Below are 18,292 nucleotides of genomic sequence, written 5' to 3' on the forward strand. Positions count from 1 at the left end.
TTACCAATTCCTGGTGCTGTTTACACAGTTCTAATTATAGTTTTTTTGTTAAAATTTAAAAATTTATATGATTGGCATCCAAAACACATATTGGTATACATGAAAATGATTTAGTTATACAATACTGAAATTAAATAAAAAGACTATAAAAGAAAAGAATGTGATTGGTATGAATGTGGTATTTATGCTTCTTTCAGCAATATTGGTCTGGTTAATGGTTCCAGGAATTGCCGTGTTTTACAGCGGTTTTGTACCCCAAAGAGATGTCACGAGAATTTTATTTGATAGTTTTTTAATGTTCGGTCTGGCCGGTCTTTTATGGATCGTGATCGGTTTTCCAGTTTCATTTGAAGGTAACAGTTTAGGATTGATCGGCAATTTTAACCATTTATTTTTGTCAGGGATAGACTTATCGTCTGTCTATGGCACGACAAAATTGCCGACTTCTGTATATTTAATATTTCAGATGATGTTTGCTATCTTGACCCCAGCTCTTTTTTTAGGGGCAGTCGCTAGTCGAGTTAAAATCAAGTTTATCTTGTTGTTTGTTACCTTGTGGTCTTTGTTCATTTATTATCCACTAGCTCATATCGTTTGGTCTGCCAATGGTTTTTTAGCTCAATTGGGTGTCTTAGACTTCGCTGGTGGAACTGTTATTCATATTAATGCTGGCATCACAGCGATGATCTTGGCGATTACTTTGCGAGAACCTTACAAGTATCACAATGAACAGGTGCAAGGTAATCCTTTATGGATTTTAATGGGAACGGCTCTTTTGTGGGTCGGTTGGTATGGTTTCAATGCTGGTAGTGCTTTGAATATTGGCTTTCCAGCAATCAATGCTTTCTTCACCACCACGGTAGCAGCTTGCACAGCTTTGATGACTTGGATGGCTTTGGAACAAATTTTTAAAGGTCATGTCACACTCAGCGGTATTTGTACAGGTAGTATTTGTGGATTAGTAGGAATCACGCCTGGTACTGGATATGTAACGGTCTTCGGTTCAATTATCATTGGAATTATTTCAGCAGCCGGTAGTTTTTATTTCATGAATTATTTGAAATATCGGCTACATCTCAACGATTATTTAGATATTTTTGGTTGTCATGGTATCAGCGGAATTATCGGTTCGCTAGCAGTAGGATTATTTGCCACCAAGTCGGTTAATAACGCCGTTACAACTAATGGTTTATTTTATGGTGGTGGTTTAAAACAATTGGGAATGCAAACTTTCGGCGTTATATTTACTATTATCTATGTCTCAGTAATTAGCGTTGTCATCGTGCAAGTTTTGAAACGACTATTTAGAGAAGATGTCGGACTGCCCAATCTTAAAATAGCTTAAAAAAAGCTCTTTAATTTAAACTAGAGATTTTTTTGTTCACGTGTTGGGTGGCGAGTATTACGTTCACGTTTCTTTTCATCGCTAGCCTTGAGTGATTGGATTTCATTTTCGATCTCGCTGAGGACTTCAATTTGCATCTTCTGAATATCTAAGATGTGAGGCCATTTGACTTCATTCAGCTGATCCAATTTTTCGTGTAAGATCCGGATCTCCATTTCTGATTTCATATTGGTCTTGTAATCATTTTCTGAATCAAAACGGTCACGCTCGGCCTGTCGGTTCTGACTCATCATAATGATAGGAGCCTGTATTGCGGCCACACAGCTCAAGAATAAGTTCAGTAGTATAAATGGATACGGATCAAAATTAACGCCTAAGAAGTGTACGACATTGATCGTCATCCAAACTATTAGGATAATTAGAAAGGCGATAATAAATCCCCAACTACCACCAAATTTGGCTACTGCATCAGCTAGTCTTTGTCCAGTTGACCTTTTACCATAGACGGTATCATTGAGATTGGTGATGACATAAGTATCTTTGGCCATTTCTTTTTTGAGTTTGTCGCTCGTTGCTTGATCAGTTTTACGTTCTTGATCGATAACTGCCTGCATTTGATCGATTCTTAACTTCTGTAAATCCTTTAAGCAAATAAACGAGGACTGTTTCGCAAAACTATTAGTTTTGAGAATTTGTTCTCGCAATTGTCCACTGAGGTCTCTTAAGAAAAGCCCCTCCATGATCGTAAAATGTTTTCCGCAAATAATACAAATTTGATTCTTTTGGATTGCCATAATGCACCCCCTTGAATAAATACAGACTCAGTATAAAGGGGGGAAAAAATTAAAGCAAAAAAACCAACTTAAAGAATTTTCGATAATAGCAAGTGAGGTATGACTTTTTTAAATCTACCTCACCAACATGACTTAGATTTAAAATTTCCATAAAAAAAGTTCCAGTAGCTCAACCATTTTACAGGTTAAAGTCACTGGAACTTTTTTATGTGAAAAATAGGCATTTTAGCCTAGATTCAAGCTTATTAAATAGATTAAATTGTACCTTTTCTAATTGCTGTCTTGATACCAGCGATTTCCATAATTCCACGATCAGCGGAAAGATGTTTCAACAATGAAGCCATAGTTCCCTTGAACTTCAAGTTCTTGTCGGTAATTTCGGCAATACCATGATTTTGTCCAAGTGAAGCGACTGTACCTAGTGAGTGATAAGAGAATGGTTTGAGATCTTTACCATTCAAGGCAGCAGCGATATTAAAGGCTGCTCCAGCACCCTCAGCAGTAGCTAATTGGCCAGTTGTTGGGTAAGGACGTTCTTGACCCTTAGGAATAATTGCTGAATCATCACCGATAAAGTATGCTTCGGGGTGTTCTTCTAAGTTGAGGAATTCAGTTGTCATAACACGGTTTCTTCTAGCCTCAATGCCAGAATCGGAGATAACATCAGAACCGCTGACACCAACTGTCCAAAGAATCGTACTACCGGCAACACTCTTTTCCGTGTCGCCATCCATATAGACAACAGCCTTTGGTTCGATCTTTTTGATCTTAGCGCCAGTTAACAAGTTGATGCCATTCTTTTCTAGATAATCTACCGCATAGCTTGCCAAGTTTTCATCGAACATTGGTAAGATACGTGTGGCCATTTCTAGACAAGTAACCTTAATTTCAGGGACATCATACTTGGCCTTGAGGATTTTAACAGTGTCAACTAGTTCACCTAAGATTTCAACACCGGTGAAACCAGCACCACAGACGATGATCGACAGGTCGGCAGGATCTTGAGAATTCTTGTAGTTAGCGATATTTTCATTTATCTTTTTATAAATATTTTGAGCTGTTTCCATATCTTGAAGGATCAAGGCATTCTCGCTGGCACCTTCAAGTCCAAAGTCTTCTGAACGGAATCCTAAAGCGACGACGATATAATCATATGAAATGTCATCGTGATCAGAGAACTCAACTGTTTTGTTATCCAAATCTAACTTAGAAACAGTTGCTTTAATAAAGTTAACATTTGAAGGAAGAACTGAACGAACGTCAAAGCTTACTGCATCGGCGCGGTTAGTTCCTGCTGCAATAGTATGTAAAGCTATTTTTTCAACATGCTTTTCGTGTTGATCGATTAAATCGATTTGTGTGCCTGCTGGGGTTTCTTTAGCTAAATCACGAGCAGCTCTTAAACCGCCATAGCCAGCGCCTAATACTAATATATGTGCCATAATTAACCTTCTCCTTCTGTCTTAAAAATAGATGTTTACGGTACCATTATATATCGTTACTGCGTTTTGGAAAAATTATATGCTATAAAGGATTTCGAGAGATCGAATGCTTCAAGAAAAAAGGTGCAATGATCGTGATTAAAATGATACTGATAATGACAGCTGAGTAATATTCTTCTGATAACAACTTGACGCCATAGCCTACTTGGGCAACGATTAGTGCCATTTCACCTCGAGAGATCATTCCTGAACCGATAACGTAAGCGTCTTTAAAATTGAAACCTGAGATTCTGGCACCAAAACCAGCCCCAATTAGTTTACCGATGATACCTGTGATCGTGAATAAGGCAATCAGCCAAAAGTCATGTAAGAAACTGTTAAATTCCAAATTCAATCCGATACTGATGAAGAAAATGGGGATAAAGACTGCATAACCGATCAATTCGATATTGCGGCTGACTTGAGGGTCGTAATCGGCCGCGTTAGAAACGGCAATTCCAGCCACAAAAGCTCCAAGCACTGAATCCAGTTGAACTTTGTCGGCAAAAAATGCCAAAGCTAAACAGATCACTAAAGCAAAGATGGTTTTGGCGTGAGTAGCATCGATATAGTCAGCTAATTTCATTAATTCGGGAATGACCCATTTGTGTAGAATAACGATAATAATTCCAAAACCGACCCACATTGCTAGTAGTAACAGGATTTTTTTGAGCGAAAAGTCACCAGTCAAAGTCCCTGACATAACGCTTAGAATGGAGATAGCTAAGATATCGTCTGCGACCGCGGCTCCTAGGATCACTGTGCCAGAGGTACTGGATAGGTAGTTCAAACTTTTTAAGACCTCGACGGAAATGGATACCGAAGTGGCCGCAAAGACGACTGACATAAAGATACTTTCTTTCAAGTTGATACCAAAAATCAGCGCCGTTCCCAAGGTCAAAGCAACGGGTAAAATAACGCCACAGATGGCTACATTGATACTAGGGAGGAGATGTTTGCGTAAAAGCTTCAGGTCGCTCTCTAGTCCAGCCAAGAACATTAATAAGATGACGCCAATGTCCGCAAATAATTCCACTTCATGCGTTGGTTTAATGATATTGAGTACACCTTTGCCCAAAATAACCCCTAGAATTAGCTGACCGACAACCGCTGGTAAATTTAGGCGATTGAAGAGGTGACTGACGATTAGAGTCAAAAAAAGCATTAATGCTAAAAGGGTTAAAAATTCCATGGCAAAGTCCTATTCTTTCTTAATGCCATTGATAAAAATATTGATAATCGTTGTGAGATTGGCAATATTACGCTTCCTTTTGGCATCATTGTATTCAATGTAAGGGAGTAACATCGTTAAAAAAGTTCCGACTTGAACGGGAATGGCAAGGTCAGATCGGAGTTCTGATTTGTGAGATTGAAAAATATTAAAAAGTACTTTGTAATATCCACCATCCCAATTTTGGCCAATATCTTTACGTTCCTCGTCAGTAAAGAAGGTGGCAATGTCGTTTCGCATAACAAAGTAATTGATCCGAAAATTTTCAATCATGAACTGTGACATATATAGTAAAAGTTCTTCAAATGGTAATTCTTTATGGCTTTTGTATTCAGCTAACAAGTTATCACTAAAACCACTCATCGCATACTCAAGCGATTTTACGTAAAGAACTTTTTTATTTTTATAGTAGTGATACATATTTGGCTGTGTAATGTTCAATTCTTGAGCAATTTTTCTCGTTGAAGTTGCTTGATATCCTTGAGATAAAAACATTTCAGCAGCAACCTTCAGAATCGCATTCTTGGTATTCTCAGCTTGTTGATCTCGTGTATTCATTTTTATATAACCCACCCTTAGTCTATTCGTATACATTATATATTAATGCAAGTGGCTTATCACATGATAATTTTCACTTGGAAATGAAAAAAGCAGAGACTCTATCAATTACGACAAAGTACTCTGCAATTATTTCTTGTCTTTAACGATATAGATTGGACGTTTTTTAACTTCCAAGAAAATTTTACCGATATATTCACCCAAGATACCAATACTCAAAAGTTGGATTCCACCGATTAGTAAGACGATTGAGACAATTGATGCCCAACCATTGACACTACTCAAAGGATAGATGAACTTGCGAATGATAATACCAATGATTGCGATTATCGAAGTGATCGAAAAGATTGTTCCCATCCAAGTTGCAAACATCAATGGTCCTTCAGAGAAATCGACGATACCGGTGATCGCATATTTGAATAACTTCCAGAAATTCCAAGAAGTTGATCCGGCTGAACGTTCACGGTTCTTATAAGGTAAGTACTTAGTCTTGAAGCCGACCCAACTAAAAATTCCCTTAGAGAAACGATTGTATTCGGTCATAGATTTGATGGCTTCAACCATTTGCCGAGTCATCAAACGATAGTCTCTGGCTCCAGGGATAATCTTGGTTTGAGACATCTTATTGATAACTTTGTAGAAACCTTCTGAGAAGAAGGAGATGATTTTATTTTCACCCTCACGATCCATTCGAGCAGTTCCTACGCAGTCATACTCGCCTTGTTCGAGAATGTCGAACATTTCGGGTAACATTTCAGGAGGATCTTGCAAGTCCACATCCATAACGGCGATATAGTCACCGGTAACTTCATTGAGACCAGCGTATAGGGCAGATTCTTTACCGAAATTACGTGAAAAGGAAATGAAGTGAACTTCGTCACTGTGGGCCTTTTGTAAATCTTTTAAAATTGTATAAGTACTATCTTTGGAGCCATCATCTACAAACCAATATTCTAAATTGAACTTATTAGTTTGTTCTTTCAACTTCGTCATAGCGTCGTAATAAATTTGAATAGTTTCTTGTTCATTGAAACACGGCACAATAATTGAGATTGTTTTCATTTAATTGTTCACTTTCGTAATAGTTAGAAAAAAACACTCACGAATGAGCGTTTTAAAAAATTAAACTTTTAATGATTCTGGAAGAGCTAGTTTACCATCACTTGTCGTATTAATAACACTAACACTTATATCACGATTTGTCTTATTTTCAATTTCATGTAGGTCATCATCAGTTTGGACAAAAATATCTTTAATATCATTATTTTTATCAATCAAATCGATAACGGCAGAAATATTTTTGACAACATCTTGGAAGAGACGGATTGTATTTTCGCTGTCAATACTATTCACATTCAAGATCAATTGGTAAAGCAGGTCAGAATTATTACCGACAAAGACGACATCTTCCGTATTTGGTGAGATACTCTTTAGCCACCAAGTAATTAATTCAGATTTTTCATTAAAGTCATGTTCCAACAAGCCATTCTTATCGAAGAGTTGATAGCTGTTAGCATGACCCTTGTCAAAAATCACGGTTAATACGATTGAACCATCGGTGCGGTAGAAGTGTTGTTCAGCGATATCTTTGTTCTTATTGAAAGTTTGAGTTGATGATAATTGTCCCTTACTGTTGTAAATATTAGTCTTAACAATCTGGTCATTCTTGTAATAGTTGATACGATCGATTATTTTATCGAAATATTCGACAGTCATAAGTAATGTCTGTTGTTGGTCATAGATAAAGGTATCTTGCGATTCAACATCAGTTCGAGTTACCCAGCTGTCATTTTCAGGGATGGCAACTTTTTTATCGGTAGGATTGTCGCTTGCTTGCAATTGGTCAAATAAGTTAATCACGTTAGGAATAGGCAAGTGGTTAGCTTTGGCTTTAGCATCAATAATTTCATGAATATGATTGTTGTAAAAAGTTGAAACCACTGTGACAGGACTTTGAAGTTTTGTCTCCAAATAGTTGATCATGCCAAAGAAGTCATTCTTAGCGGCATCGGAATCAAAATTATCGGCGGCTACGTAATAAGCTTTGTCTTTGTCTAAGTAAACATCACGAACCAAATAAGCTGAATGGAAAACATCTTTGATGTAATTACTGATGTAATCGATATTGTCGTTAACTTCTTTGAGTTCACCGTCGATCTTCTCGTGTTCTTCACCAAGACTTTGAATATGGCGTTCGAGTCCAGCGATTGTTTCGACACGATAATTGTGATCGCTTGTCATCTTGTCATTGATCTCATTAGCTTTTTGTTTCAAATCGTTAATCTTAGTATTAACTTTACTGATATCTTTATTTAATCCGTCAGCTTGGCTGTTAAGTTTCGTAATATCTTCTTGAGAGCGATTGATTTGGCTCTTCAATTCTTTTCTTTCAGCATAAAGTTTATTGATGGCAGTTTTTTGTTCTTCCATCGAAACCATCATTTTTTGTAAATCAGTTTCTTCTTTTAGTGAAGTTGATAAATCAGCTTCAGATTGCTCGTTTTTAGCCAAATCATTTTGTAATGATTCAAGATGAGCAGTCTGGGAGTTGATTTCGGAATTCAAGTCGCTTAATTCTGACTGTAAACTTGCTAGTTTTTCTTCTTGTTCTTTACGATCAGCGTTGACACTAGCTAGATGTTCTTTAGCAGCATCATCGTTTTGCGCCTTAGTATCAGCTAACTTATCGTTTGATTCTTTCTCATCACGCTTCAAAGTTGCCAAATATTTGTCTAAAGTTTCTTTTTTGGCTTCGAAGTCATCCTTTTCGGTAAAAAGGTTTGTCTTGAGATTATTTCTCAATTGAGCATACTGATGAGATAGGTCATTCATTTGCTCTTCAATCTTGATACGCTTATCATGAACTGAAACAGGTAAATTTTCTTCTTTATCTTCAGCTTGAGTAGCAACTGCTGGTTTATCAGTTGTTGAAGCGGTATCTGGTTTAGGATTTTCGTCCTTCGTAGGAGAAGTTTGAGCAGGTGCTGAAGGTTGCTCAGGTTTCTCATCGATTTTGCGTAGTATGTCTAAAAATTTCACGAATGAATTCCCCCATAAAAAGACTTATAATAGTTTAAAGAGTAGCATTTTTTTATATTAGTGTAAAGTTGATATGAAGCTATTTGAAGATAGTACCTAGACCAAAAAAAGGAGAGTTTTTTGTATGAAGATTATGGCTATAAATGCAGGTAGCTCCACCTTGAAGTGGAAACTTTTTGAAATGCCTGAAAAAACAACAATTGCTTCGGGAATGATCGACCGTTTGGGTAGTCCCAAATCAGTTTTTAAATTGAAATACAAAGGCGAAAAAATCGAGCGCGAAGAAGCAATCAAGTCAAATGATGTTGCGGTTCTAGCAGTTTTAGACGCACTCAAGGATATGAAGATCATTGATAGATTCGAAGATATCGTCGCTTTTGGTCATCGAGTCGTTGCCGGTGGAGAAGATTTCAAAAAGTCTGCAATCATTAATGATTCTAATTTACATAAAATTGAAGATTTATCTGAATATGCACCACTACATAATAAGGTTCAAGCCTATTTCATCGATGTTTTCAAAAAACTAGTTCCTAAGGCCATTCAAGTAGCTGTTTTTGATACTTCATTCTTTGTTGATATTCCTAAGGAAAATTATATTTATAGTGTTGATTTAGATGACTATAAAAAATACCATGTTCGCCGTTATGGCGCCCATGGTACGAGTCATCGTTATATTGCTCAAAGACTTGAAAAAATCGTTGATGGCGGTATTCAAGATAAGAACGTTATCGTTTTGCATTTAGGAAGTGGTGCTTCGATCAGTGCTATCAAGCATGGTAAAGCCTTTGACATTTCGATGGGCTTCACACCGCTGACCGGTATTATGATGAGTTCCAGAAGTGGAGACATTGACTTTTCACTAGTTCCATACCTAATGAAAAAATTAGGAATCAGTGATGTCAATGATATGATCGATATTTTGAATCATAAATCTGGCTTACTCGGAATTTCTGGAGTATCGCCTGATATGCGTGATATTGAAGCGGTTGAAGATAACAATACTCGGGCTAAATTAGCTTTAGAGATGTATCGTAACCGCATCATCAAATATATCGGCTCATACATGGCGGAAATGGGTGGTGTCGACATCTTAGCCTTTACCGCTGGTGTTGGTGAAAATTCAGCTGAAGTGCGTGAAGACATTCTCAGTGGCTTTGAATTCATGGGCTTGAAGATCGACCAAACGAACAACCAAGTTCGTGGCAAGGAAATTAAGATTACGACTGATGATTCAACTATTGACGCTTATACGATTCCAACCAATGAAGAATTAATGATTGCTCAAGATACATATGATTTTGCGAAATTGCTTGACGGAGTTAAAAATTAAAAATAACTCCTAAAATAAATGTCACCGTCTCTGTCAAAGTGATCAGTAAGAGATTCTTGATTATCAAAGGGAAAGTCTTCTTTTTGATAGGATTCTTGCTGAAAGCTTTGGCATTTTTATAGACTACAGGCGCGATTAAGAATGTTAAAAGCATCATTTTAGGTAAAATTCCCAGAATGACTGAGCAGACTAGAGCTAAGTAACCTAAAACATATAGTGATTTTAAAATAAAAATTGAATTATCTTTACCCAAGTAGTAGAGGATAGTCTTACGTCCTAAATCCAGATCTTCTTGTTGATCGGCGATATTATTTGCTAGCAATAAGTTGGAAATGGCAAAGACGGTCAGCAAAGATGACAATAAGGCATCGCCGTAGAAGTTGAAAGTTAATATTACGGTCGGATTGTTGACCACATTAATATAAATCGCAATTAAATAAATGACAAAACCCATGGTGAAACCTGAAAAGAATTCACCGAAGGGACCACGGTTGATAGGCCAAGGACCGCCAGCGTAACAAAAACCAACTGCAAAAGAGAATAAACCCATCACTAAAAGAGGCCAACCGGTTCGAGAAACAATGAATAGTCCAATAATTGCAGCGATAGCTGTGAATGAAAAATCCAGCCAACCGATCAAGTGAATATTTAGGTGATTTACACCAATGACATTGGTATTACGACGGAAACTTTCGACACCAGTGGCATTTTTGTAATCCCAATAGTTATCGTTAATATCTACAGCCATGTTGAATAAGAACATGGCGATAAAGAAGAGAATCAAATCTAAAGCGTTTATTGAATGCCAGTGATAATATGAGTACAGGGTTCCCATGAGAAATGGGAAGATACTGGCAGTTTTAGCTTTGATCTCAACAAGCTCGAAAAAAACAGATGGTTTCAATAGAATCAGTCCTTTGGATTTGATAATTTCTATTATAGAATTATTTGCAGAATACACAAAGGTATACAGGGGAAAGAGATACTTTTTATGGCTAATACGATATGGAAAAGTTATCCGCAACTGGCGGGTAAACTAGATCAAACAACAGATTTTATTCACCAGCAAGTGAATATTAATAACCTTGAGATAACTTCAATGATTAAAGATTTAACTTCTGGCGGCAAGATGTTGCGTCCAGCCTTTTTCTTGTTGTTTAGTGATTTTGGTCCCCAGAAAAGAACAACCCAAGAACTAATTCCTTTAGCCGCTTCGCTGGAAATCTTGCATGTGGCTACTTTGATTCATGATGATGTAATCGATGATTCACCGTTACGCCGTTCGCAACCGACGATTCATACAAAATACGGACGTCGGAATGCAATTTATGCTGGAGATTACTTATTCACCCTTTACTTTGAACTTATTTCGAGAAATTTAAGTGATAATAATGATATTTTGAGAAATGCTTTAAGTATGAAAAAGATTTTAGTCGGTGAGTTAGATCAGATGCTGATCAATTTCAACGTTAAGGCAACCACTAAGATGTATCTAAATGAAATTTCTGGAAAAACGGCAGAATTATTCAGTTTGAGTGGTGCGATGGGAGCAATAGTCAGCGGCGGTGATCAAGAATTGATCGATTGGTGCAAAGGAATTGGCTATGACATTGGCATGGCCTTTCAAATTATTGATGACATTCTCGATTTCAGCAATACTTCACAGATCGGTAAACCTTCCCACGAAGATTTAAAAAATGGCGTTTATTCTTTACCTTATATTTTGGGCTTAGAGGCTGGTAATGAAAAATTGATTAGAATCTTATCGCAAGAAGCATTACAACAAAATGATGTCATGACAGCTACTAATATTGTGGTTGACGATGGATATTTAAATCAGGCCAAGGATATTGCCCGCAGTTATACTCGTCGGGCAATCGATGAAATTGCAAAATTACCTAAAAATAATAGTCAAAAAGCCCTTCAGGCCGTGGTTAAGAGACTGATCAATCGGATTAAATAATAATAAAAGAGTCGCCATTAATTTTGGCTCTTTGTCAAATAATAGTTTTTGTATGAAAAGCATCCTCTTGTAGGGTGCTTTTTTCTTACCAATTCTTCAAGAGAAACATTGGAGCAAGGCATTATATGCTACTCTGATTTTGCCGCAGATTATAGTACTGCCAGTTCCAAATTTATACATTGCAATTGTTCAGAGTTTTAATTTTTAGCCACAGAAAAACACCCTTCGTATTGTCTATACAGAGGGTGCACTTCAAAAACTTCTATTAAGGAGTCCTTTTTTCCTTTTGAAGAAAAGCATCAAACTATCTCATATAACGTTATAACGGTTAAATTCCTTGATCCATTTGATACAGTTCTTTGAAATGTTCATTAGTCTGATAAAGCTCTTTCGGTGAACCTTGCATTTCAATTTGGTCACTATTCATAAAAATGACGTGATCTACATGTTTAATACCTTGTAAATGATGGGTTACCCAGATGATTGTCTTATCTTGTAAAACGCTGAAGAAGGTCTCCAAAAGGTCGTTTTCAGTGATAGGGTCCAAACCAACTGTCGGCTCATCTAAGAGGACGATCGGAGCATCCTGTAAGAGAATTCTTGCTAAAGCGATTCTTTCTTGTTCACCACCGGAGAAACGTGAACCGTTCTCGCCGACAATCGTATTATATTTATCTGGTAGTGACTCGACTAGATCTTTTAGACCAACTCTTTCAATAGCCTTCTTGACCTCAGCATCAGAACGGCTTTCATTACCTAGTCGAACATTATTCATCAATGTGGTATTGAAAAGAAATGGTTTTTGATTTAGGACGGAAAAGAGTTGTTCACGGCTAGCTTGAACTTGGGAGATGTCGAAATCATTTATCCGAATTTGTCCTTGTTGCGGTGATAAATCGCCTAAGATCAATTGCAGGATAGTAGTTTTACCAATCCCACTAGGACCTAAGAGCGCCAATTTTTCACCTTTTTTAATCTTCTGTGAGAAGTTTTTGATGAGGATTGGAGAATCAGCATCGTATTCAAAAGTGATATTATCCAGTGTTAAGGAAGTGAAGTCTTTGGGATTAAGAGAGACTTGTTTAGGTAAGGAATTTTTTACTGGTTTGATCGTATTCAAACGTAGGATCGAATCTTTATATGTAGGCCATTCCTCGAAACCTTGGCTGACGGGAATAATAGTATCTGATAGTGGGAAGATAGCTAGAACAACTGCCGCTACGAAGTTAGCCTGTTCTTGATTATGGGTCATAGTTAAGTTAGTGAAAATCAAGAAACAAATCGCAATGGCAGCGAAAATAAGTTGTAAGAAGAAGTCACGGTTACGTCTAAACGACTTAGACTTGTTTTTTGAAGTATCTAAGTCTTGAATATTTTGACTAGCTAAGTTCTTAAAATCATTCTTACGTCCTGAAATAACCCAATCGTCAACGCCTAAAACATTATCGGTCAATTGAACGTAGAGTTTACTTTTGACCTCTTTTTGATATGTGCGCCGGGCACTTTCAATCGAGACAGAAGCTAACGGTACTAAAAAGACTTCGATGAATAGTAATAAGAAGACAAAGAATCCAAATGAGGGATTGAAGACGCCTAAAGCGATAGAACCGAGAATCGTAAGTAAATAAGAAATGACTGAAGGAAAAATAGTTCTTAAATATAAGTTTTGAAGATGGCTGATATCTTCGGATAGGAGTCCCATGATATCGCCTGTCTTATGATGTTCAGTAAAAAATGAAGCGTCGCTTTCCAGTGTTTTGTAGAGTCTCGTGCGCAAATCAGAAGTAACTCGCAAGACCCAATTGTGACTCTTTAAACGTTCGATATATTTGAAAACAGGTCGACCGATACCAAAGGCTCTAGTTAAAAGGATCGGTACATAGATCAGCAAGATGTTGACCGGATGAGTCGCCGCTTTGTCGATCGTATAGCCAGAGGTAAACATCAAGGCGGCAGCACAAAATGAAGTCAAAAAACCCAGAGTCAAAGCAGTGATCAACAAGCCTTTATATTGCTTGATATAAGGTTTGACCCAAGTATCGTGTTTGAAGGTTTTAAAGAAATTCATAGTTGATCACCTCGCATATTTTCAATTAGTTGAGAATAGGCACCGTTATGCTGTTTAAGTTGGTCAGGGGTACCTTGTTCAGCAATTTGACCATTGTCCATAACGATGACGTAGTCCATCTCTTTGATCCAATGCAAACGATGGGTGGCAAAGATGACCAAATGATTTTCGAATAATTTTTCCATTGGCTTCTTGAGGGCGTACTCGGTTTCGATATCTAGATGAGCCGTTGGTTCATCGAAAATTAGAACGTGACGGTCGTCGGCTAGAAAGGCTCTTGCCAACATAATACGCTGTTGTTGACCACCGGATATTCCCCGTCCTCCTTCACCAATCTTTGTTTGATAACCATCAGTGAGAGTGCTAATAAACTCCTCTAAGCCAGCTTTTTGTGCTGCTAGTTTAATCTCATCAAGCGAAGCTTTAGGACGGTAGAAAGCAATATTTTCAGCGATAGAGCCAGAGAACAAGTAAGGTGACTGCGGTAAGAAAGTCAATTGTTGTTGCCAAGGTGCTTGTTTGAAATTAGGGACAGTTTGCTGTTTAATTTCAATCTGGGCCTTGTCTGGTATCAAAAAGCCTCCAATCGTGCGAATCAGAGTAGTTTTACCAGAACCAGATTTGCCGATGACACCGATGCGCTGATAACCAGAGAGTTTCAATTGGTCAATATCAAGGCTGACAGTTTGATTAGAGCCCTTATAAGTGAACTCTAAATTTTGGACTGTGATAGAACTATCTTTGTTCCAGTCGAGTTTGGAGAGTGTTTCTGTGTCTGGAGCAGTAGGACGTTCTAGAATTTCAAAAATTGAATTTAGAGCATTTTTCCCATTTAGAGTAGCGTGGTAGTCATTGGAGAAATCACGCAAAGGTAAGAAGTATTCTGGGGCCAAAATCAGTGTTACTAGAGCGGGAAACAATGGAAAGCTATTGTTGATCAGCCCTAGGCCTAAGAAGACGGCTAAAATAGCGATGCCTAGCGTTGTTAACCAGTCGAGGGCAAATGTTGAAAGGATCGCAATGCGCAAAGTATTCATCGTTCGACGACGATACTCATCGCTAACTGTGTAAATGTTTTTAGCATAGCGCTTACTTAGACCCAGCATTTTTAGAGTTGGTAATCCTCGAAGTGCGTCTAAGAAGTGATTCGATAGGATCGTGTATTGAGCATATTGTGCATCAGCTTTCGACTGCGCTGCCAAGCCTAAGATGATCATAAAGAGGATAACTAAAGGCACGATAATAGTTAGGGTTATTCCTGAGGCGATGTTTTGTGTATAGATATAAATCAGTAGGACTGGAGGAATAATCATCATGTTCATCATTTTGGTGAAGATCAATTTAAAGTAGTTCTCAACTAGATCGATTCCGTCCAAAGAAGACGTCACTAAATTACCAGTACCTTCTTCAGAGATCATTTCAGGACCAGCATCATAAACTTTTTCAAGTAGTTTTGCCCGAATCGTTTCTGAAGTTCTACCGGCATAACTTTCGACGATCTTAGTATTGATCAAGTTAAAGAGATGTCGCAGAATGAAGGCCACTGCAAAGAGGATCATCGGGTAAATGATCGTGTGTAAGGACTTTTGATTCCACGAATTTACTAATGCTTCTGCTAAATACTTACCTTGGAATAAAACAACAAATGCTTGCAAGAGAGTTAATCCTGCAAGCATTAGAAGTAGTTTTTTTGTTCCTGGTAAGCGAAATAAACGCTTATCAATCATTAATATTTCACCGTATTCTCTCTTGGATTTATTCTCTTTGTAAATAGAGAGTATGACCAAATGAAGTAAATGGCCACGATTGGGACTAATATACATGCGACAATTGTCATGATCGTCAAAGTATATTGCGAATTAGCAGCATTTTTAATCAAAATACTGTGGGCAGGGTTTGTAGCAATCATAACTCTTGGGAATAGACCATTGAATAAGAGAACAATGACCATACTGAGTGATAAACCACTACCAACGAAGCTCCAACCTTCTCTATTCTTTAGAACTCCATAGTAGCCCAATAGTGAGAATAAAACAATTAAAGCTGTGATGATTAAAGATGATGCAAATCTCTTAGTAAAGAAGTCAGTTTGCAAAAAGACTAGAACTGCAAAGACTACTTCACCTAAGAAAAGAATTGGATAAAGGATTTTATTCAATTTACGAGCACGGTCGCGCAGTGGACCTTCAACTCTGAGTCTGATGAAGTTTAAGCCGTGTACCAATGAAAGAAGTACGCCAGCAACGCCACCAACGATCGATAGTAAGTTAACAACATCGAAGAACTTAGGGAAGGCATCACCATTAGCATTCATAGGAATACCTTGAACCATACTTAAGAGGATCATGCATAGGAAGAATGGTGGGATGATGCTTCCGGCAAAGAAAGCCCACATCCAAAGATTCTTACCAGATTTTGTTTCTGCATGTTTATGAAATTCAAATGAAACACCACGTAAAATTAAACCAACTAAGACGAGCAAGAAAAGAATGTAATAAGCTGAGAACAATGATGCATACCACATTGGTAACGATGCAAACATTGCACCACCAGCTGTAACTAACCAAGTTTCATTACCGTCCCAATGAGGTCCGATAGTCGACATGATAGCATCTCTTTCTTCTTCATCTTTAGCTAGGAAGCGAGTCGACATGCCGACTCCGAAATCAAATCCTTCCAAGAAAAGGAAGATAGCAAATAGAAGTCCGATTACGATGAACCAAAGTGTACTGAGTGTCATTTTCCAAAGGCCTCCTTTGCAAATGGATCGACGTTTTGCTTGGAGTCAGCCTCTTCATAATAAGGTCCGTGATGAAGAGTTTGTCTGCTGTACCAAACCATAACGCCACCAAGTAAGGTAAAGAGCAATAAGTATACGATATTACTGAATAACAGACTTGCTACAGTTGAAGTTGGAGAAACCGCTTGGGCAATTGTGAATAGTCCGTAAACGATCCATGGGTAACGGCCAAATTCAGTAATGAACCAACCAGCAGAATTACCAATAAATGGAACCCAAATACAAATTCCTAGAACAAGTAGCATCCATCTGTGATTTTCAATCGTATCTTTCTTCTTACGTGAGAAGATCAATCCGACAATTGATACCAACAAGATTAAAGCATCAATACCAGTCATCACTCTGAAACTCCAAAATAGGGTCTTAGGTGGGACGTAGTAATTCATATCTTTGCCGAATTTCTTATCGTATTTAGCATGAAGTTCTTTGTTAATGGTATTCATACCTTTAACAGAACCACTGAGCTTGTGATATGCCAAGATACTTAAGACTCCAGGTACTTCTAGTTGGCCACTAGCTTTATGATCTTTAGCATCGATCAATTCAACTACTGTCCAAGGAGCGGGATCTTTAGTATCTTCATAGATACCTTCAGTAGCAGCAAATTTCATCGGTTGATCCTTGATGATCTGTTGTGTCTGAAAATCTCCGGCAACAGCGGAACAAATAGCAAAGATCAAACTAGCCCAAAGGCCAAAACGTAATGATTTCTTGAAAAATAGATTTTCATTTTTCTTCTTACGAAGTAAACCGTAAGCACTCATTCCCGTTATAACGACCGCAGCAGTCATAAAGGCAGCCAAGATAACGTGTGGAAAGACTCTCCACAATTGAGGATTAGCAACAACGGATCCGAAGTCAGTCAATTGAATACGACCAGTTGTATTGTTGATTTTAAAGCCAGTAGGATGTTGCATAAAACTGTTAGCAGCCAGGATCCAAATTGCTGATAACATAGTACCAATTGAAGTCATCCAAATCATAAAGGCGTGAACACCTGGTTTGAAACGATCCCAAGTGAACATCCAAATACCAATAAAGACAGATTCAATGAAGAATGCAAGTAAGGCTTCAATAGCTAGTGGAGCACCGAATACGTCACCCATAAAACGTGAATATTCGGACCAATTCATACCGAATTGGAATTCTTGAATAATACCAGTAACGATACCAACAGCAAAACTTAGTAGGAAAATTTTCCCCCAGAATTTTGCCATATCTAAGTAAACTTTGTCTTTCTTAACGGCATAGATTGTTTCCATGATAGCAACGAGAAAACCCATTCCGATTGAAAATGGAACAAAGAAGAAGTGGAAGACGGTTGTCATTGCAAATTGAAAACGTGCCAAAGAGACAATGCTTAAACCAACACCTAGCATGGTAATAACCTCCTTAAAACATTAATTTAAACCCATATATACAGATTTATCATATGATTAATTAACTTATTTCGCAACATATTATGCTTGTGAAAATTTTTTAGTAAACAGGAATGTTTTTGAGACCATTTAATCATAAAAATAAATCAGCATTTAACTTCACACTTACAATATAGTCGATTTAAAAAGTTGTGCTTATCAATATTAATAAGAATATTTTACGACAATGTAATCGTATTCAATTAGTGGAAAAATTATTTTATTACGAGGAAAAAAGGGCATACCAGAGAATGGAAATTTCTGG

14 protein-coding genes are annotated in these 18,292 nt (G+C 37.5%); 3 read left to right on the forward strand and 11 right to left on the reverse strand.

The window, feature by feature from the left end:
- The first annotated feature begins 169 nt into the window (after positions 1-169).
- Positions 170-1,345 carry an ammonium transporter gene (locus ACG72T_RS09955; RefSeq protein WP_395266059.1) on the forward strand — a complete coding sequence of 392 codons (1,176 nt, stop codon included), beginning with the start codon at positions 170-172 and terminating at the stop codon, positions 1,343-1,345.
- Positions 1,346-1,365: 20 nt separating this feature from the next.
- Here ACG72T_RS09955 and ACG72T_RS09960 read toward each other — a convergent pair whose 3' ends face one another.
- From ACG72T_RS09960 to ACG72T_RS09985, 6 genes are all read right to left on the reverse strand, one after another.
- Entirely contained in the window at positions 1,366-2,139 is a 774-nt protein-coding gene (locus tag ACG72T_RS09960; RefSeq protein ID WP_395266060.1) for a DUF1003 domain-containing protein, read from the reverse strand.
- A 254-nt stretch (positions 2,140-2,393) separates the two neighbouring features.
- A complete protein-coding gene (locus tag ACG72T_RS09965; RefSeq protein ID WP_395266061.1) occupies positions 2,394-3,581 on the reverse strand; it encodes an NAD(P)/FAD-dependent oxidoreductase in 1,188 nt (395 codons plus the stop codon).
- Between the two features lie 82 nt (positions 3,582-3,663).
- Entirely contained in the window at positions 3,664-4,812 is a 1,149-nt protein-coding gene (locus tag ACG72T_RS09970) for a cation:proton antiporter (RefSeq protein ID WP_395266062.1), read from the reverse strand.
- 9 nt (positions 4,813-4,821) lie between these two features.
- Positions 4,822-5,409, reverse strand: coding sequence for a TetR/AcrR family transcriptional regulator (locus ACG72T_RS09975; RefSeq protein WP_395266063.1), 588 nt, complete (start codon positions 5,407-5,409; stop codon positions 4,822-4,824).
- Between the two features lie 129 nt (positions 5,410-5,538).
- Positions 5,539-6,471, reverse strand: coding sequence for a glycosyltransferase family 2 protein (locus tag ACG72T_RS09980; protein WP_395266065.1), 933 nt, complete (start codon positions 6,469-6,471; stop codon positions 5,539-5,541).
- A gap of 60 nt (positions 6,472-6,531) precedes the next feature.
- Positions 6,532-8,448 (reverse strand): hypothetical protein, encoded by a 1,917-nt coding sequence (locus ACG72T_RS09985; protein WP_395266066.1) that lies wholly within the window; start codon positions 8,446-8,448, stop codon positions 6,532-6,534.
- Between the two features lie 124 nt (positions 8,449-8,572).
- Between ACG72T_RS09985 and ACG72T_RS09990 the strand changes: the two genes are divergently transcribed.
- The gene (locus ACG72T_RS09990) at positions 8,573-9,778 is read left to right on the forward strand and encodes an acetate/propionate family kinase (RefSeq protein ID WP_395266067.1); all 1,206 of its coding nucleotides are present in this window, start codon (positions 8,573-8,575) and stop codon (positions 9,776-9,778) included.
- Here ACG72T_RS09990 and ACG72T_RS09995 read toward each other — a convergent pair.
- A complete protein-coding gene (locus ACG72T_RS09995) occupies positions 9,768-10,682 on the reverse strand; it encodes a 1,4-dihydroxy-2-naphthoate polyprenyltransferase (protein WP_395266068.1) in 915 nt (304 codons plus the stop codon). The genes ACG72T_RS09990 and ACG72T_RS09995 overlap by 11 nt on opposite strands.
- Positions 10,683-10,769: 87 nt before the next feature.
- Between ACG72T_RS09995 and ACG72T_RS10000 the strand changes: the two genes are divergently transcribed.
- Entirely contained in the window at positions 10,770-11,741 is a 972-nt protein-coding gene (locus ACG72T_RS10000; protein WP_395266069.1) for a polyprenyl synthetase family protein, read from the forward strand.
- A gap of 328 nt (positions 11,742-12,069) precedes the next feature.
- On the opposite strand, the gene cydC is transcribed toward ACG72T_RS10000, so the two are convergent.
- The 4 genes from cydC to ACG72T_RS10020 are packed head-to-tail and all read right to left on the reverse strand — an operon-like array spanning position 12,070 to position 17,988.
- Positions 12,070-13,809 (reverse strand): thiol reductant ABC exporter subunit CydC, encoded by a 1,740-nt coding sequence (gene cydC / locus ACG72T_RS10005; protein ID WP_395266070.1) that lies wholly within the window; start codon positions 13,807-13,809, stop codon positions 12,070-12,072.
- Positions 13,806-15,536 carry a thiol reductant ABC exporter subunit CydD gene (cydD, locus tag ACG72T_RS10010; protein ID WP_395266071.1) on the reverse strand — a complete coding sequence of 577 codons (1,731 nt, stop codon included), beginning with the start codon at positions 15,534-15,536 and terminating at the stop codon, positions 13,806-13,808. The genes cydC and cydD overlap by 4 nt, the downstream gene beginning before the upstream one ends.
- Positions 15,536-16,549, reverse strand: a complete 1,014-nt coding sequence (cydB, locus tag ACG72T_RS10015) for a cytochrome d ubiquinol oxidase subunit II (protein ID WP_395266072.1) — start codon at positions 16,547-16,549, stop codon at positions 15,536-15,538. Before cydB ends, cydD begins: the two co-directional genes overlap by 1 nt.
- The gene (locus ACG72T_RS10020) at positions 16,546-17,988 is read right to left on the reverse strand and encodes a cytochrome ubiquinol oxidase subunit I (RefSeq protein WP_395266073.1); all 1,443 of its coding nucleotides are present in this window, start codon (positions 17,986-17,988) and stop codon (positions 16,546-16,548) included. Before ACG72T_RS10020 ends, cydB begins: the two co-directional genes overlap by 4 nt.
- Between the last annotated feature and the right edge of the window lie 304 nt (positions 17,989-18,292).

This window comes from Companilactobacillus sp. FL22-1 (genome assembly GCF_043951805.1).
Taxonomy (GTDB): Bacteria; Bacillota; Bacilli; order Lactobacillales; family Lactobacillaceae; genus Companilactobacillus.

Coding starts and splice junctions, on each gene's coding strand:
- ACG72T_RS09955 (WP_395266059.1), top strand. CDS start 170: ATGAATGTGGTATTTATGCTTCTTTCAGCAATATTGGTCTGGTTAATG.
- ACG72T_RS09960 (WP_395266060.1), bottom strand. CDS start 2,139: ATGGCAATCCAAAAGAATCAAATTTGTATTATTTGCGGAAAACATTTT.
- ACG72T_RS09965 (WP_395266061.1), bottom strand. CDS start 3,581: ATGGCACATATATTAGTATTAGGCGCTGGCTATGGCGGTTTAAGAGCT.
- ACG72T_RS09970 (WP_395266062.1), bottom strand. CDS start 4,812: ATGGAATTTTTAACCCTTTTAGCATTAATGCTTTTTTTGACTCTAATC.
- ACG72T_RS09975 (WP_395266063.1), bottom strand. CDS start 5,409: ATGAATACACGAGATCAACAAGCTGAGAATACCAAGAATGCGATTCTG.
- ACG72T_RS09980 (WP_395266065.1), bottom strand. CDS start 6,471: ATGAAAACAATCTCAATTATTGTGCCGTGTTTCAATGAACAAGAAACT.
- ACG72T_RS09990 (WP_395266067.1), top strand. CDS start 8,573: ATGAAGATTATGGCTATAAATGCAGGTAGCTCCACCTTGAAGTGGAAA.
- ACG72T_RS10000 (WP_395266069.1), top strand. CDS start 10,770: ATGGCTAATACGATATGGAAAAGTTATCCGCAACTGGCGGGTAAACTA.
- cydC (WP_395266070.1), bottom strand. CDS start 13,809: ATGAATTTCTTTAAAACCTTCAAACACGATACTTGGGTCAAACCTTAT.
- cydD (WP_395266071.1), bottom strand. CDS start 15,536: ATGATTGATAAGCGTTTATTTCGCTTACCAGGAACAAAAAAACTACTT.
- cydB (WP_395266072.1), bottom strand. CDS start 16,549: ATGACACTCAGTACACTTTGGTTCATCGTAATCGGACTTCTATTTGCT.
- ACG72T_RS10020 (WP_395266073.1), bottom strand. CDS start 17,988: ATGCTAGGTGTTGGTTTAAGCATTGTCTCTTTGGCACGTTTTCAATTT.